The organism is Moritella sp. 36 (assembly GCF_018219415.1).
GTDB lineage: Bacteria > Pseudomonadota > Gammaproteobacteria > Enterobacterales > Moritellaceae > Moritella.
The window spans coordinates 2,627,454-2,648,285 of sequence record NZ_CP056120.1 but is presented as its reverse complement, the minus strand read 5'-3'; the positions used below and the strand labels follow the sequence as shown (position 1 = coordinate 2,648,285).

General features: G+C 39.0%; 18 protein-coding genes. 11 read left to right on the top strand and 7 right to left on the bottom strand.

What is annotated here, in order from left to right; all coding sequences use genetic code 11:
• Positions 1-59: 59 nt before the first annotated feature.
• The 6 genes from HWV03_RS11825 (at position 60) to HWV03_RS11800 (ending at position 8,974) form a co-directional block, all read left to right on the top strand.
• Positions 60-1,961, top strand: a complete 1,902-nt coding sequence (locus HWV03_RS11825; RefSeq protein WP_211676088.1) for a type VI secretion system Vgr family protein — start codon at positions 60-62, stop codon at positions 1,959-1,961.
• Positions 1,962-1,997: 36 nt separating this feature from the next.
• Positions 1,998-2,285 (top strand): PAAR domain-containing protein, encoded by a 288-nt coding sequence (locus HWV03_RS11820; protein ID WP_211676087.1) that lies wholly within the window; start codon positions 1,998-2,000, stop codon positions 2,283-2,285.
• A gap of 8 nt (positions 2,286-2,293) precedes the next feature.
• Positions 2,294-3,442, top strand: a complete 1,149-nt coding sequence (locus tag HWV03_RS11815) for a hypothetical protein (protein ID WP_211676086.1) — start codon at positions 2,294-2,296, stop codon at positions 3,440-3,442.
• Entirely contained in the window at positions 3,439-4,392 is a 954-nt protein-coding gene (locus HWV03_RS11810; protein ID WP_211676085.1) for a hypothetical protein, read from the top strand. The genes HWV03_RS11815 and HWV03_RS11810 overlap by 4 nt, the downstream gene beginning before the upstream one ends.
• A 390-nt stretch (positions 4,393-4,782) precedes the next feature.
• Entirely contained in the window at positions 4,783-7,449 is a 2,667-nt protein-coding gene (locus HWV03_RS11805; protein ID WP_211676084.1) for an ExeM/NucH family extracellular endonuclease, read from the top strand.
• Positions 7,450-7,699: 250 nt separating this feature from the next.
• Positions 7,700-8,974 carry a DEAD/DEAH box helicase gene (locus tag HWV03_RS11800; RefSeq protein ID WP_211676083.1) on the top strand — a complete coding sequence of 425 codons (1,275 nt, stop codon included), beginning with the start codon at positions 7,700-7,702 and terminating at the stop codon, positions 8,972-8,974.
• A gap of 331 nt (positions 8,975-9,305) precedes the next feature.
• Here HWV03_RS11800 and HWV03_RS11795 read toward each other — a convergent pair whose 3' ends face one another.
• From HWV03_RS11795 to HWV03_RS11775, 5 genes are read right to left on the bottom strand one after another with little or no spacing between them, the layout of a single operon-like run.
• Positions 9,306-9,971 (bottom strand): OmpA/MotB family protein, encoded by a 666-nt coding sequence (locus HWV03_RS11795; protein WP_211676082.1) that lies wholly within the window; start codon positions 9,969-9,971, stop codon positions 9,306-9,308.
• Positions 9,968-10,759: a motility protein A gene (locus HWV03_RS11790; protein ID WP_211676081.1), complete on the bottom strand. Its 792-nt coding sequence runs from the start codon at positions 10,757-10,759 to the stop codon at positions 9,968-9,970. Before HWV03_RS11790 ends, HWV03_RS11795 begins: the two co-directional genes overlap by 4 nt.
• Before the next feature lie 3 nt (positions 10,760-10,762).
• Complete coding sequence (locus HWV03_RS11785; RefSeq protein ID WP_211676080.1) at positions 10,763-12,580, bottom strand: FliG C-terminal domain-containing protein; 1,818 nt, start codon at positions 12,578-12,580, stop codon at positions 10,763-10,765.
• Positions 12,581-12,588: 8 nt separating this feature from the next.
• Positions 12,589-13,152, bottom strand: coding sequence for a tetratricopeptide repeat protein (locus HWV03_RS11780; RefSeq protein WP_211676079.1), 564 nt, complete (start codon positions 13,150-13,152; stop codon positions 12,589-12,591).
• A gap of 9 nt (positions 13,153-13,161) precedes the next feature.
• Positions 13,162-14,286 carry a hypothetical protein gene (locus HWV03_RS11775; protein WP_211676078.1) on the bottom strand — a complete coding sequence of 375 codons (1,125 nt, stop codon included), beginning with the start codon at positions 14,284-14,286 and terminating at the stop codon, positions 13,162-13,164.
• Positions 14,287-14,615: 329 nt separating this feature from the next.
• On the opposite strand from HWV03_RS11775, the gene HWV03_RS11770 reads away from it, so the two are divergent.
• A complete protein-coding gene (locus HWV03_RS11770; RefSeq protein WP_211676077.1) occupies positions 14,616-15,500 on the top strand; it encodes an alanyl-tRNA editing protein in 885 nt (294 codons plus the stop codon).
• A gap of 147 nt (positions 15,501-15,647) precedes the next feature.
• Here HWV03_RS11770 and HWV03_RS11765 read toward each other — a convergent pair whose 3' ends face one another.
• Both HWV03_RS11765 and HWV03_RS11760 read right to left on the bottom strand, forming a co-directional pair.
• Positions 15,648-16,103: an L-alanine exporter AlaE gene (locus HWV03_RS11765; RefSeq protein ID WP_211676076.1), complete on the bottom strand. Its 456-nt coding sequence runs from the start codon at positions 16,101-16,103 to the stop codon at positions 15,648-15,650.
• A 309-nt stretch (positions 16,104-16,412) separates the two neighbouring features.
• Positions 16,413-17,237: a DUF2797 domain-containing protein gene (locus tag HWV03_RS11760; protein ID WP_211676075.1), complete on the bottom strand. Its 825-nt coding sequence runs from the start codon at positions 17,235-17,237 to the stop codon at positions 16,413-16,415.
• Positions 17,238-17,578: 341 nt separating this feature from the next.
• Here HWV03_RS11760 and thrS point away from each other — a divergent pair, with 341 nt between their 5' ends.
• The 4 genes from thrS to rplT all read left to right on the top strand — a co-directional run bounded on the left by thrS (position 17,579) and on the right by rplT (position 20,715).
• Entirely contained in the window at positions 17,579-19,513 is a 1,935-nt protein-coding gene (gene thrS / locus HWV03_RS11755) for a threonine--tRNA ligase (protein ID WP_211671697.1), read from the top strand.
• Positions 19,510-20,052 (top strand): translation initiation factor IF-3, encoded by a 543-nt coding sequence (gene infC, locus HWV03_RS11750; protein ID WP_211680194.1) that lies wholly within the window; start codon positions 19,510-19,512, stop codon positions 20,050-20,052. The genes thrS and infC overlap by 4 nt, the downstream gene beginning before the upstream one ends.
• Positions 20,053-20,136: 84 nt before the next feature.
• Positions 20,137-20,331 (top strand): 50S ribosomal protein L35, encoded by a 195-nt coding sequence (gene rpmI, locus HWV03_RS11745; protein ID WP_019439703.1) that lies wholly within the window; start codon positions 20,137-20,139, stop codon positions 20,329-20,331.
• A gap of 27 nt (positions 20,332-20,358) precedes the next feature.
• On the top strand, positions 20,359-20,715 hold the full coding sequence (rplT, locus tag HWV03_RS11740; protein WP_019439702.1) for a 50S ribosomal protein L20: 357 nt from the start codon (positions 20,359-20,361) through the stop codon (positions 20,713-20,715).
• The last annotated feature ends 117 nt before the right edge of the window (positions 20,716-20,832 follow it).

Genomic DNA, 20,832 nt, shown 5'->3' with positions numbered 1-20,832 from the left:
TTGGGTGACTTAAACAGTTGCCCAACTGTTTCGTTACACTTGTTCAGTTAGGAAATAAAATGGCAGCGGCTACTCAACAACATTCAATGATGAAAATCACCACACCATTGGGTGGTGACGCCTTACATATTACGGCCGTATCAATGCAAGAAAGCATATCTGCTTTGTACGAAATTAATGCCTCGGTGTATACCACAAATAGTGAGCTGGATTACCAAGCTCTACTGGGTCAATCGGTAACCATTGAACTTGCTGTTAAAGATTCTTCTGGCAACTACACAAGAAATTTTAATGGTATTGTAACGAGTATTAGTTCTCAGGGGCAATCCTATGAAGCATTGAATAATACCAGTAAATATTACCGTTATACCTTAATTATTTCACCACAGCTTTGGTTAGCAACTATGCGAAGTAATTGCCGTATCTTTCAAGACCTCTCCGTTATCGATATTGCGTCATTAATATTTCCTGAGCATAATATTCAGTTTGTTAACAATGCAGGTACTACATTTAAGCCCTATGAATACTGCGTTCAGTATCATGAAACTGATTATCAACTTTTGACTCGATTATTTGCTCAGGAAGGTATATATTTTTACTTTAAGCAAAGTAGTGGGTCTAATTCCGTTATATTAGCAAATTCAACGACTTCACATGTGAACTGTGCCGAAAGTCCTTTGCTACAATCAGATGAAATTATTTCTCATGCTTACGTCTCCACTTGGTCGTCATTGGCCGCGGTTAAACCCGGTAAGGTGAGCTTAAGAGCTATTAACTTTGAACAGCCCTTAATGAATATTGACGGTAGTTCAGTTAATGCTGAGTTTACAGGGCAGGATAATTTAGAACATTTTGAATATGTTTCTGGGCATAAAAACTTAGCCGCATCAAATTCATTTTCAGCAACACAGTTAGAGCAATTACAATCAAACAAAGCTATTTTTAAAGCCAACTCAAATTATGTGACGATTGAAAGTGGTAAGGTGATTGCTTTTTCTAAGCACGCAACACAAAGCCTTGTGGGGCCTGAATTCCTTATTACACGCAACCATTTTATGGCGAGTCAAGGCTCGCAGCTTGATGTTAATTCAAAAAATGGTATGGAGATCAATTCTAATTTTTGTTGTGTTGAAAATACGCCAAGCTATCAGCCGATTATAAATATACATAAACCAATCATTCGTGGTGTGCAAACAGCCATTGTAACGGGGGCTGCGTCGGACGAGATATATGTTGATTCTTACGGACGCATTAAAGTTAAATTTTATTGGGATAGGCTAGGTACATCAGACGAGAACAGCTCTTGTTGGATCCGAGTTTCTCAAAATTGGGCGGGTAAAAACTGGGGCGCATTCTTTTATCCCCGTGTAGGGCAAGAGGTGTTGGTATCATTCTTAGATGGCGATGCTTCACAGCCTATTGTTATTGGCGCTATTTATAATGGCGATCAAATGCCAGCCAATCCTTTACCGGCCAACAAAACTCAAAGCGGTATTCGGACTCACTCAACAACAACTAACGGTAATGCAAACTGCAACGAACTGATTTTCGAAGACAAAATCGGCAGTGAATTGTTAGGCTTTCGTGCCGAGAAGGATCATCAATTAGTTGTCGTTAATAATCAGACCGACACTGTAGGTAATGACCGCACAACAACGGTCACCAATAATGACACATTGACAGTGACCAATGATCAAACGCAAACCGTCAATAACGACCGTAATAGCAAGATCGCTAATAATGATACGCTCGATGTTGGCAATATACTTAAACTTAAGGCTGCAACGGAGATTAAGCTTGAAGTTGGATCGGCTAGCTTATTAATGAAAAGTGACGGAACGATAAAGCTTTCTGGCGTTAATATCGAAATATCAGGCACAAATGTCAAAGTTAAAGGCTCTGCAACTAATATCGAAGGGTCAATGGTTGTTGTGAAAGGTTCTGTCGTTAAAATTAATTAGACTTATTTTATTATCTGGTTTTAGAAAAGGATTTTTATGGGAATGCCAGCTGCAACAATGACGAGTTTTCATGTATGCCCTGCGTCAACTAGTCGTGTACCTCATATAGGCGGACCTGTTATCGCCGGTTCGCCTACTGTGCTGATTGGAGGACTACCAGCGGCAAGGTTGGGTGATAAAATGGTATGCTGTGGACCACCAGACACGATTGTGAAAGGATCTTCGACGGTTCTCATTAATGGCAAACCTGCTGCTCGAATGGGAGATGCCGCTGCACATGGTGGCAAAATTGTTGCGGGTGTTCCGACTGTGTTAATAGGTTAGGGATTGATATGGATGTAAAGTCTCTACTTTCGTTGATTGGCCAGGCCGAAACTTATTTTCAACAGCGAGAACGTTGCTTTGACAATTGTTGGTCAACGCATTTACAACTCAAGCAACTTGACCAACAAGCTGCAGGTTGGTTTTATTTATTAACGCAGCAAGGTGATGCATTATCATCGCTAGATATAGATAAACCCACTTGGCTCGATTTATTATTAGCGCAAACTGTCACTGAATTAGTGGAACTCGTCAAACATCGCACTGCGATTAATGGTAGCGATAGGATTTGTCTGCAATGGTGGTCTCAACGTCATAATGGTGCTGCGTTAATTGCTGCGCTTATTACACTGGAAGCAACAGCAAAGCAACCATCAACACCGCAGAGCTTGTTAACACAAGAGTTGTTATGTGTAATCGCCTGCGCAACGCCTGTTATTAGAGATCAATTCAATTTTCTTCATGTCGATAATATTAAGCCCTGTATTCATTTTATTAACCAGCATTTGGGCAAAGCATCGCATATCTGGTCTAGTCACTTTTTAGACGCTGAAACGACAGCGCAAAACAGTAAAAAGTTATTAGCATTGAGCTTATGTCGAGGCACTTTTCCTGTGAACTTACCTGTGTTAAGCAGCGCGTTATTATCAGACAAATCTTTATTGAAACAATATGTTGTTCAAGCAGATAGCCGTTTGGTTGGGGCTTTAATTAATGAATTGTCTGCACATAACGATAATGCCAAATTTGTATTATCACTCATGGCATTTAGCGGATATAAACAATTTATTCCTTGGTTGATCCAAATGTTAACCGCTGGTTTTTTAAGTCACGCTGCTTTTGCTGCTTTGCATACCTTACTAGGGGCTGACCTTGAGACGCAACTACCCGCTAAATTGTATGGCGAGTACGAACCTGAATCTCAAGTAGACTTGCTGGTGGCGTTGAAACAGTCATTGAGTGATTGGTGGATATTGCACCGCGATGAATTCCCAGAGCGTATATTGGCGGGTAAACCAATTAATGAATCAAATATAGACTTTATCTGGCAGCAAGGAAACATTTCTCAATGCGAGGTTGCTGCTTATCACTATTGGTGCATGAAGGCTGAACATCGTTTAACGGATGCGCGTGGGTTTAATATCGGAGGGATGCTATGAAGTTTACGGTGGTCGATTATGCCGGTGAATTTGGTTGTCATCCTAATTCAATCGATTCTGTTTTGACTGGGCTAACACCGGATATAGCCTTAACAGAGCTTACTGAATACGCGCAATTTAAACCCGTTAAACAAGTTATATTTACTCAATCAGAATTGGCCGATAGCCGTATTGACCGATGGCAAATATTAATTAACGTTGCGTTAGCAAACTCGAATTTAATTGAATTAAGTCAAGATGCTCCGGTATTGATGGTATTGCCTTATGTCGATGCTAAATTTAGCCAGATGCAAAATAATTTGATTGATTCTGTGATTGCTATTTTACCTGCGTGGACAAGGCACCCTGATAGTCATTATTACTTGCTGGGGAGTGCGGGTTTTTATCAGGCATTGCGCCAAGCGGACGTATTACTCAGTAGTGGTATGGAACAGGTGGTGATTGGTGCGGTAGACAGTTGGGCTACAGAGCAGGGCTTGCTAAAGTTTATCGGTCAGTTCAGTGATTATGATTCTGTTGTATTACCAGCTTCGGAAGGGGCTGTCTTTATTGTGTTGTCTCGGCAGTCACAGGGTATAGAGGTGTTAAATTGTGGTATGGATGTGGTGATTGATCGACAAGCTCCAAGTGGCCTAATTGCAATTATTGCGGATCTTGTCGCTAAACAAACTCAACCTGTGCAGTATTTGTCGCTGTGTCATTCCGGAGATAAAAGCTTAGATCAAGTTGGACACAACACACTTGGTGCGATTTCAGGGCTTTACGATGCTAATACTCAGTTTTTAACGCCAGAAATTACGCAAGGCGATATTGGCGCTTGCTATAGCTTATTACATTTTCTACACAGTTATCATCATTATAAGCAGCATATCTGGCAGGGAACTAGCCTACAAATGGATACGTCGTCGTTGCCCTATGTGGGCGCAGCGATTTATCGCTGGTGTGACTGAGTATTTATCGCTGGTATAACAGATTAATTACCGGTAGTAGACAGCTTATTATTGAAAAGATTAAATGGACTTATCTTCATGAATGGAATCACGATGCAAAGCCCTCTATCGATAGATAGGAGGGTTAACTATGCGGTATGCAATTAAACAACTGAAGTTGAGTGTGTCTATTGGTTTAATTTTGATTTTTGGAAAACAAAAGCGCTGCCTTCATGACAGAATCGCTGGTACTAAAGTAGTGAATTTATAGTCATTTTACTGGTTTTTAATAAGTATGCTTATAGTTTATTAAAGTCGTAACTAAATTGTCACTATTCCTAATTAGTATTTTAAAGCATTGGTATTTAACGGATTGATACCGACTCATATACTTTACAAAGGAATGTTTAGATGAAGAAAACAATACTATATTTGTCTGCGAGTGCTATTTTTTCGCTGACGGCACATGCTGATATTTTAATTTCTGAATATATCGAAGGGAGTTCGTTTAATAAAGCCATTGAAATAGCGAATACAGGTAATGAACTTGTTACGTTAATCGGCTATGAATTAGCAAAATCTGCGAACGGTAATAATGAATGGGGTAACCGTTTGCCGTTAGATGGCATCGTTATTGGCGCGGGCGATGTGTTTGTGTTGGCTCATAGCGATGCTAACGCCGATATTTTGTCTAATACGGACATGACAGATACTAACGTGATTAGTTTTAATGGTGATGATCCTATCGCATTATTATTGAACGGTGATGTACACGATATCATCGGTGTAATGGGCGACCAAAACTTTGGTAAAGACGTTACCTTAGTAAGACAAAGTCGCATTGCTACGACTATATATAATGAATCAGACTGGCTCGTTAAGACAAAGAATAATAGCGATGGCTTAGGTTCGTTAGACTCATCTGCTGGTGGCTCTGATAATGGCGGGGAACCTGAGACTATTATCGAATCGACAATTATGGCACTTCAGGGAAATGGTTGGTCCTCTCCCTATACAGATCCTACAACTGAAAAATACATCTCAGACGAAACGTTCCTAATTGAAGGTATTGTCACGGCCATCCAAGTTAATGCTTTAGGTAATGATTTACCACAAGGCTTCTTTATTCAAGATGAACTGGGCGATAATGATGTGACAACATCTGATGGTATTTATGTCTCAGGTTTTATAACGGGTCTATCTATCGGCGATAAGGTTGCGGTAACTGGTAAAGTCAAAGAGGATTACGGCTGGACTAAAGTACAAGCAACAAATGTAGACGTGATCGGTAATGGTACGATACCTGTAACAAATGTGAGAGTAGCAAGTAACGATGATGAATTTGATTTTACATTAGAAAGACATGAAGGCATGTTCGTTAATATTGACCAACATGCCGATATGTATGTTGCGCGCACTTATGGTTTTGACTATGGTCCATTTCGTAGCAACATGGTTATAGCTAAGTCTGGCCTTAACCTGCACCCCAATCAATTAAATATTCCCGCTTCTGCAGGTGCAAACTCGCAACTTGATGATAACGAAGATAGACGCATTATCGTGGAAACCATGATTAAAGCGCCCAACGGTGCCCCTCTATGGTATCCAACATTCGGTCAAGATGATGGAACGGGTACCACAAACGACTATATACGTAATGGTGACTTAGTTAACGGGTTAGGAGGTGTGTTAGGTTATTCATACGGTGATTTTAGACTTTATATTACTAACCAAGCTGACGAATTTACTTTTATTCATGCGAATCCTCGATTGTCTCGCCCTGATGTCACAGGCGAGGGACTACGCATCGCCACTTTCAATGTTTTAAACTACTTTAATTCTCCTTTTGACGGCGCCGAAAACCCCACTGGGACGAATCGTGGTGCAACGACTTACGCAGAGTTTGAATTACAAGGCGATAAGATCGCGGCGGCTATTGTGGCTTTAGATGCAGATATTATTGGTTTAATGGAAATCGAAAATAATGGTTTCGGTGATAGTTCTGCAGTCGCGCATTTGGTTGATAAAGTGAATATATTATTACCAGACGTTGAGCAATATGCTTTTGTCACAAGCCCTGATAATGCGGGTTTTATTGGTAGTGATGCGATTGCCAATCAAGTGATTTACAAACCTTCGATGGTGACGCTTGATACTTACCGAATCATTAAGATGCCTGAGCAACATGCAGGCCAAACGGGTAAAGAAAATGGTGACAACTATCAACGCGACGCGATAACGCCAACATTTAAGGTTAATGACTCAGAAGAGTTAGTCACTGTCTCTGTGAATCATTTCAAATCTAAGGGATCTACGTGTTGGGAAGATGTCGCTATTCAGAGTGGCGAAGATGTTGGTCTACAAGGATCTTGTGAGCACTTACGTGTTTCAGCGGCTCAACATTTGGGTAATGAAATGGCGTTAATTACGGGCAATAAATTGATCATTGGTGATCTTAATGCTTATGGGCAGGAAGACCCGCTACTTGTGCTAACAAACATGCCAGAAAACCACAGCGTGATGCCTGCACGTATGACATACATAGGTGACGAACCCATGGCGGGAAGTGATCCAAACGCTATCTCTGATTCATTTGGGTTTGTTAATGTGATCAGTGAACAACATCCTGCCGCGTACAGTTTTATTTATAACGACACTGTCGGTACACTCGATTATATTTTAGTAGACAGTGAAACTGCATCAAAAGTGGTGGATGCAAATGTTTGGCATATCAATGCATCAGAATCAAAGTTGTTTGAGTATTCGTCAAAATATACTGCAGACTTAGCTAAGTACCCTGATTTATTTAGATCGTCAGATCATGAACCAGCTATTGTTATTTTGGATGTATTAGGCGATGCTGACCAACCTGACCAACCTGACCAACCTGACCAACCTGACCAACCTGACCAACCTGACCAACCAACGCCACCGTCTGGTACTGATGACACAACAAGTAACGATGATGACGAAGACGAATGGTATGGCGGGTCTACTGGCTCATTATCACTTAGTCTCTTAACTGGTTTTGCTTTTTTTAGACGCTTCGGTCAACGATATATTAAGATGAACAGATAATATAAGACGAGGTTATGCCTGTAGAATCATTGCGCATAACCTCATTATTTTGATCTGTATTCACTTATTCACAGGTAAGCTACATGTCGATGGAACCACTTCCGTTTTTGCAGGGAAATATATGATATTAAGTATTAAAAAGTAAGATCGAATAACATTACCGCAAGGTTCGATCGATTTCACTAACTTAATAGGGCATAAATACGCTAAAATAGTCGGCTATTATCTTATTTCTGAGCTTTATATATTAATGACAACTGTCACAGCACCAGCAAACTTTACCGAACTTGGCCTTATTTCACCTTTGTTAGCTCGATTAACTGAGCTGGAATACCAGCAGCCAACGCCTATTCAAGCGCAAGCTATCCCAAGTGTATTAGCGGGACGTGACTTAATTGCAGGGGCAAATACCGGTTCGGGTAAAACAGCCGCTTTTGCATTACCTATGCTGCAGCACTTACATACTGAAAAGCAATCGGGTAGTACAAGCAGTAAAGGTAACTATGTTACCGGACTAATTTTGGTACCGACTCGTGAACTTGCCAAGCAAGTTGCTGACAGCATTAAATCTTATGCTGTGCATTTTAACGGCGCGATTAAAACGGTTGCTGTTTTTGGTGGTGTATCAGTGAATACGCAAATGCTCGCATTACGCGGTGGCACCGATATTTTGGTTGCAACACCTGGTCGATTACTCGATTTGATTTCAAGTAATGCTATTAAGCTAGATATGGTTAAAACCTTAGTGCTAGATGAAGCCGATCGTATGTTAAGTTTAGGCTTTACAGAGGAGTTATCTTCACTGTTAGCCTTGTTGCCAAAGAAAAAACAAATTTTATTATTTTCAGCGACTTTCCCTGAAAAAGTACAAACTTTAACGCAAACCTTATTAAACGATCCAATTGAAATTCAACTGCAAAGTGCGGATGCAAGTACCTTAGTTCAGCGTGTTTTTACTGTTAACCAAGGTGAAAAAACAGCCGTTTTAGCGCATTTGATCAATGAAAATCAATGGCGACAAGTACTTATTTTCGTTAATGCTAAACACAGCTGTAATCACTTAGCAGATAAACTTGCTAAGCGTGGCATTACATCACAAGTGTTCCATGGCGATAAAGCGCAAGGCGCTCGTATTCGTACGCTTGACGGATTTAAATCTGGCGAGATTCAAGTGCTGATTGCAACAGATATCGCAGCCCGTGGTTTAGATATCGAAAAACTGCCAGTGGTGATCAACTTTGACTTACCGAGAAGTCCATCTGACTACATGCACCGTATTGGTCGAAGTGGCCGTGCTGGTGAAGTGGGCTTAGCATTATCGCTTATCGACCATGAAGATCATCATCATTTCAGTGTCATCGAAAAGAAGAACAAGATCCGACTTGAGCGTGAGCAAGTAGCGGGTTTTGAAGTAGATGAAACTATCGAAGCATACATACCAATGGCTCCACCTGAAGGCAGCGGTAAGAAAAAGCGTAAAAATAAAGCACCTGTAAATGCAGATATCTGGTTGAGTAATAATTAACCTACATAGAAGCTAAATCTAGTAATAAAAGTAGGTGTCGCGCAACGGCATCTACTTTACAACACTTCAACGGCCTTTCAGTTTCACTTGGTTTTTCCACTGGTTCTATCGTGTTAAATGTGTCAGTCATTCCCATGGGAAATTTCAAACAGTAATATTTAACTTACATCAAACTTAGACCATCATGCAGATTGTGTTAATTACGGTGTACGCTTTAAGATTTACGTATGTTGTGTTTTAGCAGGGGTGTTCAGGTGCTAGAGTCGGTTTAAATAAGATACACCCCAACGAGTTGGGGTGTATTGACTTATGAGAGTTAATTCAGAAGGGTTTAAGGCCTACGAATGTAAATGACAGCGCGACGGTTTGCTGCTCTAGCAGCGTGTATATCCTTAGTTGTACTTAATTCGACTTTGGGTCTTGAGTCAGCATAAGCAACTGCTTTTAGTTTATTTTTTTCAACACCTTGTTGCTCAAGTCGTTTAACAATTACAACGGCTCGAGCGCTCGATAACTCCCAGTTTGATGGGTATAGTAGGGTATTGATTGGAATGTCGTCAGTATGACCTTCGATTTCAATCTGCTGGTTTTTGACATTTGAGTTATGAATGACGTCAGCAATTTGGTCAATCACAGGTAACATCTGTGATTTGATCTCCGCATCACCAGAGCCATAAAGGGCTTTATTAGAAAACTCAATCTTGATACCTTTTTTATCAATACTGACATCGACTAATTCAGCCATTTTATTTTTTTCAAGTACACTCGTAATGTCTTTTTTCAATTCACTAAAAGGCATAGAGGTCTTAGTTGTGTTGGTTATCGATGTGATACCTTGTTCGAGCTCTTGTAAACGACCTTCATTTACTTCTGATACACTGACCAGAATAACAAAGAATGCTAGCAATAACGTGATCGCATCACTGTATGTGACTAACCAACCATTATCGTCTTGATCGCTTAATTGCGAGGAAGACGGTGGTCTTTTTAATCTCATTGACCTAACTCCGTCATTTTATGTTTGGGCGCTAGGTAACAGTTTAATCTGTCTTGAATATACAAATTATCTTTGTTTTCTGTTATCAACTCTAAACCAGCTGTTATAATTTGACGCTCGAAGAAAATGCGGTGCTGTCTTCTTGCTATGCGAATTGCAGATGGTTTAAAGAGTAGCTGTGCTAATAATGTACCGTACAATGTCGTTAATAGGGCAATGGCAAGGCCTTTGCCTAATGCAGACAAATCACCACTCATATTATCAAGCATGATGATTAAGCCAATTAAAGTACCAACCATACCAAAACTAGGGGCGTATACTGAAAGTGTATTAATGACATTTACGTGTTCATTTCTACGCTGAAAATCACTTTCATTCGAGTCGTCAAGCATACTAGAAAGAACTTTAGATTTATAACCTGTACCCAATAATTCCATTGCATTGAGAATGAAATCATCCTTTTTTTCTTTCTCAGTCAAACTGTTTTCTAACGCTGTAATACCCTGTTTTTTGTATATATCATTCCATTCGATAATACGACTAACAAGCTGCTTTAGTTGTTTGTTTTGGTTTTTTTCGTCAAGTAGATTAACCATCATTTCGGTAAATGCGGCCCAAATCAGACGAAACGAGTAACTAATTAAGGTCGCTCCAAAAGTCCCGCCAAGCACGATAAGTAAACTGAATAAGCTTACAAAGATCAGGTAGTTATCAGTGCTTTTAAAAATGGCATAAACGAATAAACCGACTGCACCTAATATGCCTACGAAAGTACTAATTGAAATCATCTATTATCCCTTTAAATCATTCATAGTGAAACGGCCTGAATTGAGCAACTGTCTTACTGCTACAACAATTTCTTGTTGCGCGCTCGCTATGCTTTCTTGATCTGTAACTTCGAGTTGTTTTATCTCAAATAGCAGCGCTGATTTTAATTTAACAGGCAGGTCTGCTAATACGTGTTGAATTTGTTCTTCTTCAAAAGAGTGCAAACCAATTGCCACTATTTTACGCTCAAGGTTACGCAATGCATCGGCAAGTACTAACGTTGGTGTCTTCAATACATCATCAAAGCAATAGAATTGCTCGCGGATCTTCATGTAGGTTTCTGGGGAGCTTTCTTTGAGTTGCGTTAATAATGCTTGCTGCTCGTTTAGCGGCAAGCGATCTAACATGCCAAGTAACAACTCAGTGCCATCTGCATTGATGTGCTTGAAGTCAGGTACATGTCGTGATTTCTTGGCTAGACGCTGTGCAATTTCGTTAAACGTTGCGACCGGGAAGTTATGGAACTGTCCAATTTCAACTGCAACTAATGCACGTTCAGTAGGGCTTAATTGTTTTAATACAGCCGTTGATTTTAATTCTTCAAGCTGTGTTAAAACTAAGGCTTTTATCCTAGGCTGCTCTTCTTTAATTAACCAAGAGATTTGATTGTCGGTTAATTTTTGAAGGTAAGAAAATGGTTTATGCGTTATTGCTTCTGCATCATTTTCTATGTGCGTCAATAACTGCAGTAGATCATTTAGACTAGTGATTAAAGCAGGGTAATCTTTTTGTTCTTGCTTAAGGTAGTTTATATACTGTGGAATTTCATGCACAAGATTAGGGAAAATCGAAGTGAATATCGAACGGCCTAATGTTTGATATGATGCTGCTAACAGTGGCATGTTTTGCTCGTTTAAAGCAATGTTAGCCACGGCGGTTTGGATTTTGTCCGGAGATGCTAGGCTCAGACTGATAATTCGCTGACGTAGGGCTTGTACATCTTGCTGCTGTTGCATTAGTAATGGTTCAGCTGTTGGTGGAGTATTATCTATTTCTTCAACTTTTTCTGGCTTACTTCTATTTCGTAATAGTAAGAAAAGTAAAATTAATAATAAGGCAGCAAATAAAACCATTAACCAAGTCAACCATTCTTGATACCAAGGTAGTGGCTCTGAACTTTCTGAATCTTGAACTGCCAACTGTTTTGGAAAATCAGTCGGTATGATAGTTAATGTGTCACCTCTAAATGGATTGTAGTTTAGCTTTTCAGTAAGCAAGTTTCTTAAGAATACAACTTGTTCGTTGTTAACTGTGCTAGCAACTAATAACTTAGTGTGAAGTACTCGTAATGTTTTTTCTGAATCGTCCTTGCTTTTTGGTTGATTGGCTTTTTTGACTTGATTTTCTAGTAACTCAGATTGCTTGGTAATTGTTTTTTCCATTTCTGCAATTTGAGCTTTTGCCTGTTCTACCACTGGGTTGACAGCATTTTCTTTAGGCATATTACTTGGCAGGGCAGGTAAGTCAAATTCATCTTCAGTTTCAGGTGTTATTGTTGAAGGGGCTTGATTAGCCTGCTCTGGACTTTGTACTTGTTCCGGCGTTGTCTCTGAAGCTTGAGGTTGTCCGTTATTATTCGTTAAATCCTGAGATTTAGGCGACGTTAATACTTCAGCTCTAATCGAAAGTATAAAGCTATCATCACCGAGATAGGCTTCTATATCTCTATTCAGCCTTTCCTCTAGGCCTTGGCTTAACTCAAGCGATTCAATTTCATTCGCCATAACCAGTGGTGTGAGCACAAGTAATATAGCGAATAATAAAGATTTAAAAATAGTCATAATCATCCTTATTTATCACCCATTTTAGTTAATGCTTTCTGAACATCTTCGTATGATGGATCAAGTTCTAATGCTTTATTCCATGCGGTTCTTGCATTGGTATAGTTTTTCATTCTGTAATTCACGCTACCTTTAAGTGCATGAGTTTGTGCAAGGCTAGGCGCTGCTTTAATCGCATCTTCTACTTTAGCAAGTGCCTCTGGGTAATCTTTATCTACAGCAAGTTGTTGAGCCGCAGATAATAAGCGTAATGCCTTATCTATATCTTCTGGAGCAGGCTCTTGTTCATCTAATATGTCTTCGAACTGCTCGAGATCTTCTTGATTGTTGATAACGTCTGCGGGATTTATATCCTCATCGTTTTCGATCTCGAATATAATATCGCTACCAAGAACGTTAAATGCGACTTTTGATTCGTAGTTAGTTCCCTTATTTCGAAGGGATAATACGCCTAGTTCTAATGGGTTACCTGCTGCATCTGTTATTGCTTGTACATGATTCTCATTATTATCTTTTTTAGCACTGCATGCAGTAAGGGTGATAAGCATGCATAAAGTAATTATCTGTTTCATTTTCTTTCCTTAGATACGGTAGCTAAGTGTAATATCGAAGCTTACGCCACCAAATGTAATCTCTGATGCATAGTTTGATTTAGAACCTACATCGATATTACTTTCAGAGACGCTAATGATGCCTAGTTCTAACGAACCATTATCGGGGAAGCTAATTTCAGTACCTACTCTAAACGCAACGGCATGGTAATTTTTGAATAATATTTGACCAATACCGATATAAGGTTTTAATTTAATTTTCTGGTTCCAATCTGGCATTAATAATAAAACTCGACCTTCGATGTTTACACCGGTTAAGTTTATAATTCCTCTATTTTCAAGGTGTGTGACCGCATCAAAGATAATTGCGTAATCAAGGTAAGGTGTTAAATCTGATGATTGATTTTTACGTACACCGATTGTTGTGAACTTATCTACATTAGTCGTTTTACCTGTGCTTGTATTTAATCGTTTAGCTTCAAGACCCCAAACACCTAAAGTAAGTGCCCAGTCTGATTTCTTTGGAAAACCAATATCCGAATTTACTTCAATGGTTTCAGATATATTTTTAGCCCATATCGCATCCATCGTTTTTGCATTCACAAGCTTTAGTTGCAGGTCGTAAACGCCATCATGAACCGATGCATCCCACATTAGAAAGGCATTCGCACGAATGTCTTTCGCCATTGTTTGTAACTCTTTATTTGTTTCGGCGCTATGTTTCACACGTACACTGCCATTTTTTACAGTGATATATGTTTTAGAGCATTGAACACATGTTTTAACTCGTATGTCGTTGTCTATAAGGCTCAATGATAATTTATTTTCGATTAAGCTTAATGTTGTTTTGTCTAGTTGGTGCTGTAATCTGTCACCGGTATGGTAGAGAGCAACCGTTCTAATATTTTGCTCTGAAAGTTCCCAGGGAAGTTCTCCCCAGATATCTTTACGGTCAAGAATATTTAAAAATACAAGGTATGATTGGCTAGGTGTAATATTCGATGGCGTTAAAGCTTGATGGGTTATTTCTGATTGTTCGTCATTTTCGGTAAGTTCTGCGGAATGGCTTAATGGGATATATGCGATAGAAATTATACAAAAAGAAAAAAAAGATACAAAAAATGATTTTTTTATATCAAAGAATGAACGTGTCATGGAGTGCCTTTTTTATATTTTAATAAGTATATTAATGCATTAGTGTATCTATTTTCAGATTTTTAAACTGTAAGTAATATGTAAGGAAACGTAAGCTGGTCGTAATTAAGTGTAAGTAATGAGGGGGCTGTAAATTTAATTGGTATAGCAAATATTCCATCACATTGAATTTATTGATTAATTAAGATGTAGTACCGTGTGAGGTAATACATAGCATTAGCAAATTTAAATAGTGCTTTATACCAATTTTTAAATTGAGGTATTTCCTTTAAACGTGTTGGAAGTGGTATTATTATGCAATTCATTTACTAATTATCTAAGGGTGTTTAATGTCTGATGTTGTAATTCATCAAGTACGACCAACTAAGGTTCTTTTTACTCAAGGAATCATGGAATCTTTAACTCAAGTACAGTGGGTTGAACAAACAGACACTAGTACTTATGTGGTTACTGAAAAAACACCGTTCCACCCGGTAAGTCATATCTGGCCAGATCATCCTGCGGATAAAGGGTTTTTAGTATTTAACGGTAAGCAATACACAGTCACAGATTGCGTTACGGGTGCTTTCGATATTGAAAATAGTAAGCTATATAAAGGTACAGATATACCCGTAAAACGTGGTGAGCCTGGCTGGTATTTTGTTGTCGTACACGAATTAGAATTAGACATGGCATTAAACATTAATGATGCTGTTGAATTAGTTGTTGATGCAAGATATCAAACGGCATTAAGTCGAGGGCACAGTGCAGGGCATTTGGCTTCTTATGCGTTAAATAAGGTTTTAGAACAAGGTTACTGGCGTAAAGATGCATCACGCAAAGATGTATTAAATAATCGCGACTTTCATTCATACGCACAAACATTAAGTTTGGTCTCTGAAAACAAATCAACAGACAATTACCGTTTGGGTAAAACGTTGAAAAAGCGTGGCCTTAATGTGGCTGAGATGCTTGCAGACCTATCACTCATTGAAGCGAGTGTGAATGGCGTATTGGCAACCTGGCTTGCGACTAAAGCATCTGTTGTGATGAAGTGTGAAGGTGATTCGCTTACGGACTCTCGCTTTTGGTGTTGCGATTTAGGTATTGGTGAAAGTATTACTATGCCTTGCGGTGGTTCACACGTACAAAGTTTGGCTGAATATAAAGATATAACGATTGAGTTAACATTTAAGTCTGACCAACAATTAGAGATGATCACAAAGGCTAATTAAAAATAACCCTTATTAATTCAAAAACATCTGTAAATGCACACGTTAAATCTTTGAATTCTTAAAATAGAGGTTCGTTCAATTTTTATCCGAACCTCTATTCATACTATTCTTTAGGGGCAATACCAGTCTGATATATTATTTTGCCGGTTAAGCGCTGATACCTGCGTGGTATCCTGGTACGCGAAATAGCTTACGACATAAATCAAGAAATTGGCCGTAGAACACACCGACGAAGCATGACACAACAGCGTTACTTGATACGGCAGTTATAATTTGATCGAAATCAGCACCGACAGATAATAAAATTAAGGCATAAGCAGGTGATTGGAAAGATACATACGCAAATGTATCACCAAATTGTTTTGTTAGTTTATTCTTAACTAACTTAGCACCAGTCCTAATGATAAAGTCACGATATAAACCATATGGGTATGCAATGGCGATGTTGACCGGAATAGAAACCACACGGGAAGCTAAAGATCGTTCAAACGACATCCCAGAGACAAAAATCTCAATCAACATTCCCACAGCAAAGCTAAATACGACCATTGCGAATGTGTCAGCTGCGGCATTACGAACGCAGAAAGGGGCTTTAACTTGCACTTGCTTATCTCCAAATTAGATTAATATAGTGTCTAAATTAATTTATTCATCACTTATAAGCTGGTTGCCTGGCTGTAAGTGGAATATATGCGTATTAAATCACGTATTAAGCAGTTTTAATCACTAAATGTAGGCTGGTTTTTAAGTTTTTTATGTATTTAATACTGATAATGAATGAAAAATAGAGAGTAAATACTGGGGAGTACAAAGTTTGATACGGATTAGTGTGACTTGGTTCAAATTACTGACCGAAGTTGGCGGTCAGCATCTCGTAATATAAATTTACTTGTTGACAGGGTGGTTAGGTTGTTAAGCTGTTAACGTTATTTCATAACTGGTGAATTTACGCATGTTGATCACACCAGTATCAAAAAATAGGTATTGACCTTTAATACCTTGCAGTATGCCTGATACCACAGGTTCTTTATCAAAGTTGTGTGAAACTATTTTAGTCGGGTGCTGAGTAACAGGGTAGTTAATGGTAACAATATCCGCTTCGAGTTCCTCAATTGCATCTAAACCATACATCATTTCAATATTACCTAATTGTTCTTCAATTAAAGGCATTAAACGTGCTGCTTCCGCTTTTAAATCAATATCTGCGTTTTCGCCTTTAAGCATGGTACGCCAGTTGGTTTTATCACCAATGAATTCAGTTAATGCGGTTTCGACTAACCCCGATATTTGTCTAGTTTTTACTTTAAAGATCGGCAGACCTTGTGTTGCACCTTGATCAATCCAACGGGTTGGTAATTGAGTATGACGGGTAATACCGACTTTTAATGCAGACGTATTTGAAAGGTATACATAGTGGTCAGTCATACAGAAATCATCGGCCCATTCTGGTTGACGACAAGTTCCGTACTCATAATGACAGGTTTCTGGTTTCATGATGCACATATCACAACTGGCTAGCTTGCGTGTACAAACAAAACAATGGCCTTGCGAATAGCTCTTCTTTGTTTTTTTTCCACAGTTTAAGCAATGTATGTTGCCAGTGTGCGTGAGTGTGATTGATTTACCGATAAGTTCGTTTAACGGAATAAGTGTATCGTCGAGTGGTAATTGGTAACTGACACTATGATCTGCATTAAGTGTTGAAACCATTTTACTGATATGGCCTGTGTATGACATTTTATGATATTCCATTGCTCGTGAAATTATTTTAGGCTTACGTTGTTTGTTAATTTACGTGTTTCTTCTTATTATAGGGGGATTAATCTACGTAAAATTAACAAAAGCCGTGTAATTATAATGTAATTCTATATAATACTTGGTCTGAAATTTCTTTCTACTTATTGTTATCACTTTTAGTTTTTAGATGGCAAAATGTCCAGAATGAATTTTAGTTCTTTATTTACATTAGGTACGTTACCTTGTGTATATATAAGAAAACTTATCACACGATGTTTAATAACATCTTAATTTATGCAAACGCTGCATCGTAGGCAGCATCACTGCAAAAAGGATATAAAATGCCTGTAATTACTCTTCCAGATGGCGCTCAGCGTCAATTTGACAACCCAGTAACGATTATGGAAGTTGCTGCAGATATCAGCTCTGGTCTTGCTAAAGCGTGTATCGCTGGCCGCATTAATGGTGAACGTGTTGACGCATGTGACCTAATCACTGAAGACGCTGCAATTGAAATCATTACTTCTAAAGATGCTGATGGTCTAGAGATCCTACGCCACTCTTGTGCGCATTTACTTGGTCATGCTATTAAGCAATTATGGCCAAACACCAAGATGGCTATTGGCCCTACCATTGATAAAGGCTTCTATTATGATGTCGATATGGAAGAACCAATTAGTGAAGCTGATTTAGCTAAGCTAGAAAAGCACATGAACAAACTGGTTAAGACCAACTATCAAGTTATTAAGAAAGTTGTTTCTTGGCAAGAAGCGCGTGACACGTTTGAAGCGCGTGGTGAAACATATAAAGTAGCTATCTTAGACGAGAACATCGGTAAAGATGAAACGCCTGCTTTATACTACCATGAAGAATACGTTGATATGTGTCGTGGTCCACACGTACCAGTAATGAAGCATTGCCAGCATTTCAAATTAATGTCTGTTGCAGGCGCATACTGGCGCGGTAACTCAGACAATAAGATGTTACAGCGTATATATGGTACAGCTTGGACTGATAAGAAAGAGCTAAAAGCATATATTCAACGTCTTGCTGAAGCTGAGAAGCGTGATCACCGTAAAATCGGTAAACAACTTGATCTTTACCATATGCAAGAAGATGCACCTGGTATGGTGTTCTGGCATAACGATGGTTGGACAATTTTCCGTGAGTTAGAAAATTTCATTCGTGAAAAATTACGCGAGTTTGATTACCAAGAAGTGAAAGGTCCACAAATCATGGATCGTAGCTTGTGGGAAAAATCAGGCCATTGGGATAAATATTCAGAAGGTATGTTCTGTACTCACTCAGAAAACCGTGAATATGCGATTAAACCAATGAACTGTCCTGGTCACGTACAGATTTATAACCAAGGTTTAAAATCTTACCGTGATTTACCATTACGTATGGCAGAGTTTGGCTCATGTCACCGTAATGAACCATCTGGTTCGCTACATGGCCTAATGCGTGTACGTGGCTTTACGCAAGATGATGCACATATCTTCTGTACTGAAAGCCAAATTCAGCAAGAAGTATCTGATTGCATCAAGATGGTTTTTGAAACTTACGCTACATTTGGTTTCGAAAACATTGAAATTAAACTATCAACACGTCCTGAAAAACGTGTAGGTAGTGATGAGACTTGGGATAAATCTGAGCAGGCACTTGCTGATGCATTAACTGCAAGTGGTTTAAGCTACGATGTACAAGAAGGCGAGGGTGCGTTCTACGGACCTAAAATCGAATTCACACTACATGACTGCTTAGATCGTGCATGGCAATGTGGTACAATTCAACTAGACTTCTCAATGCCTGAGAAATTAGGTGCAGAATATGTGTGTGAAAGTAACGGTCGTGAGACGCCTGTTATGATTCACCGAGCAATTTTAGGTTCACTTGAGCGCTTCATTGGAATTCTAATTGAAGAATATGCAGGACTTTTCCCTACTTGGTTATCACCTGTTCAAGCTGTAGTTATGAACATTACAGATAAACAGGCTGTTTTTGCTACAGAATTTGTAGAAAAAATGAAGAAAGTAGGCATTAGATCAAAATTAGACTTGAGAAATGAGAAGATAGGCTTTAAGATCCGCGAACATACTTTGAAACGTGTGCCATATCTTTTGGTTATCGGCGATAAAGAAGTCGAATCAGGAGAAATTGCAGTACGTACTCGTAAGGGCGTTGACTTAGGTACTATGAAGTTAGATGACTTCATCAGTAAATTACAAACCGAAGTCAATAGCCGCGGTAAAACAACTTTGGAGGATTCGTTATAAAAGGCGGAAAAAAAGGTCAACAACAAACGACCAGACAACATCGTATCAACGAAGAGATTCGTATACCTGAATGTCGCTTAAACGGTGCTGATGGTGAAGTAATTGGAATCGTATCTATAAGAGATGCACTTGCTAAAGCAGAAGAAGCAAGTTTAGATCTTGTAGAAATTAGCCCGAATGCCGAGCCTCCTGTTTGCCGTGTCATGGATTACGGTAAATTTATATACGAGAAAAGTAAATCTGTTAAAGAGCAGAAGAAAAAGCAAGTTCGGGTTCAGGTTAAGGAAATAAAATTCCGACCTGGGACTGATGTTGGCGATTATCAGGTAAAACTACGCAACCTGACTCGCTTCCTCGAAGAAGGTAACAAAGCAAAAATTACGCTGCGTTTCCGAGGTCGAGAAATGGCGCACCAGAGCTTAGGCTTTGATCTTTTAAATCGTATTAAAGATGATTTACAAGAAATTGCAGTCGTGGAAGCTTTCCCGAAAATGGAAGGTCGCCAAGCTGTAATGGTGTTAGCCCCTAAAAAGAAATAGTAGGTGCTTCCAAGTAATATGAGTACGTAAGTACTCATATTCGCCTTACTGTTATTCATTAATATTCAACAATGCGGAGTTATAATGCCTAAGTTGAAATCGAATAAAGGCGCTGCAAAGCGCTTTAAGAAAACCGCTAATGGTTTTAAACGCAAACAGTCTCACCTACGTCATATTTTGACCAAGAAGAGCACTAAACGTAAACGTCACCTTCGTGGTACGCAAATGGTTGCAAAGTGTGATGTTGCATCTGTTTCACGTATGCTTCCATACGCTTAATTTTAGATATAAAAGAGGAAAATAGTTATGCCTAGAGTTAAACGCGGTGTTGTTGCACGTGCTCGTCATAAGAAAGTTTTAAAACAAGCTAAAGGTTATTACGGAGCTCGTTCACGAGTTTACCGTGTTGCTTTCCAAGCAGTTACAAAAGCTGGTCAATATGCTTACCGTGACCGTCGTCAACGTAAACGTCAATTCCGTCAATTATGGATTACACGTATTAACGCTGCTGCACGTCAAAATGGTATGTCTTACAGCCGTTTCATTAATGGCCTTAAACACGCCTCTATTGAAATCGATCGTAAGATCTTAGCAGACATTGCTGTATTCGATAAAGCGGCATTTACTGTACTAGTAAATAAAGCAAAAGAAGCAGTTGCTTAATTTTAATTAAGTAACCGTTATTAAAAGGAGGCCTCGGCCTCCTTTTTTAGTATTTGGTATAATAACGAAAATTATACCTATAAATAATTAATACCCTTGCCCTATAAAATAGCTATA

Bases quoted from the DNA above. Each gene is read 5' to 3' on its own strand.
- HWV03_RS11825 (WP_211676088.1), top strand. From the start codon at position 60: ATGGCAGCGGCTACTCAACAACATTCAATGATGAAAATCACCACACCA.
- HWV03_RS11820 (WP_211676087.1), top strand. From the start codon at position 1,998: ATGGGAATGCCAGCTGCAACAATGACGAGTTTTCATGTATGCCCTGCG.
- HWV03_RS11815 (WP_211676086.1), top strand. From the start codon at position 2,294: ATGGATGTAAAGTCTCTACTTTCGTTGATTGGCCAGGCCGAAACTTAT.
- HWV03_RS11810 (WP_211676085.1), top strand. From the start codon at position 3,439: ATGAAGTTTACGGTGGTCGATTATGCCGGTGAATTTGGTTGTCATCCT.
- HWV03_RS11805 (WP_211676084.1), top strand. From the start codon at position 4,783: ATGAAGAAAACAATACTATATTTGTCTGCGAGTGCTATTTTTTCGCTG.
- HWV03_RS11800 (WP_211676083.1), top strand. From the start codon at position 7,700: ATGACAACTGTCACAGCACCAGCAAACTTTACCGAACTTGGCCTTATT.
- HWV03_RS11795 (WP_211676082.1), bottom strand. From the start codon at position 9,971: ATGAGATTAAAAAGACCACCGTCTTCCTCGCAATTAAGCGATCAAGAC.
- HWV03_RS11790 (WP_211676081.1), bottom strand. From the start codon at position 10,759: ATGATTTCAATTAGTACTTTCGTAGGCATATTAGGTGCAGTCGGTTTA.
- HWV03_RS11785 (WP_211676080.1), bottom strand. From the start codon at position 12,580: ATGACTATTTTTAAATCTTTATTATTCGCTATATTACTTGTGCTCACA.
- HWV03_RS11780 (WP_211676079.1), bottom strand. From the start codon at position 13,152: ATGAAACAGATAATTACTTTATGCATGCTTATCACCCTTACTGCATGC.
- HWV03_RS11775 (WP_211676078.1), bottom strand. From the start codon at position 14,286: ATGACACGTTCATTCTTTGATATAAAAAAATCATTTTTTGTATCTTTT.
- HWV03_RS11770 (WP_211676077.1), top strand. From the start codon at position 14,616: ATGTCTGATGTTGTAATTCATCAAGTACGACCAACTAAGGTTCTTTTT.
- HWV03_RS11760 (WP_211676075.1), bottom strand. From the start codon at position 17,237: ATGTCATACACAGGCCATATCAGTAAAATGGTTTCAACACTTAATGCA.
- thrS (WP_211671697.1), top strand. From the start codon at position 17,579: ATGCCTGTAATTACTCTTCCAGATGGCGCTCAGCGTCAATTTGACAAC.
- rpmI (WP_019439703.1), top strand. From the start codon at position 20,137: ATGCCTAAGTTGAAATCGAATAAAGGCGCTGCAAAGCGCTTTAAGAAA.
- rplT (WP_019439702.1), top strand. From the start codon at position 20,359: ATGCCTAGAGTTAAACGCGGTGTTGTTGCACGTGCTCGTCATAAGAAA.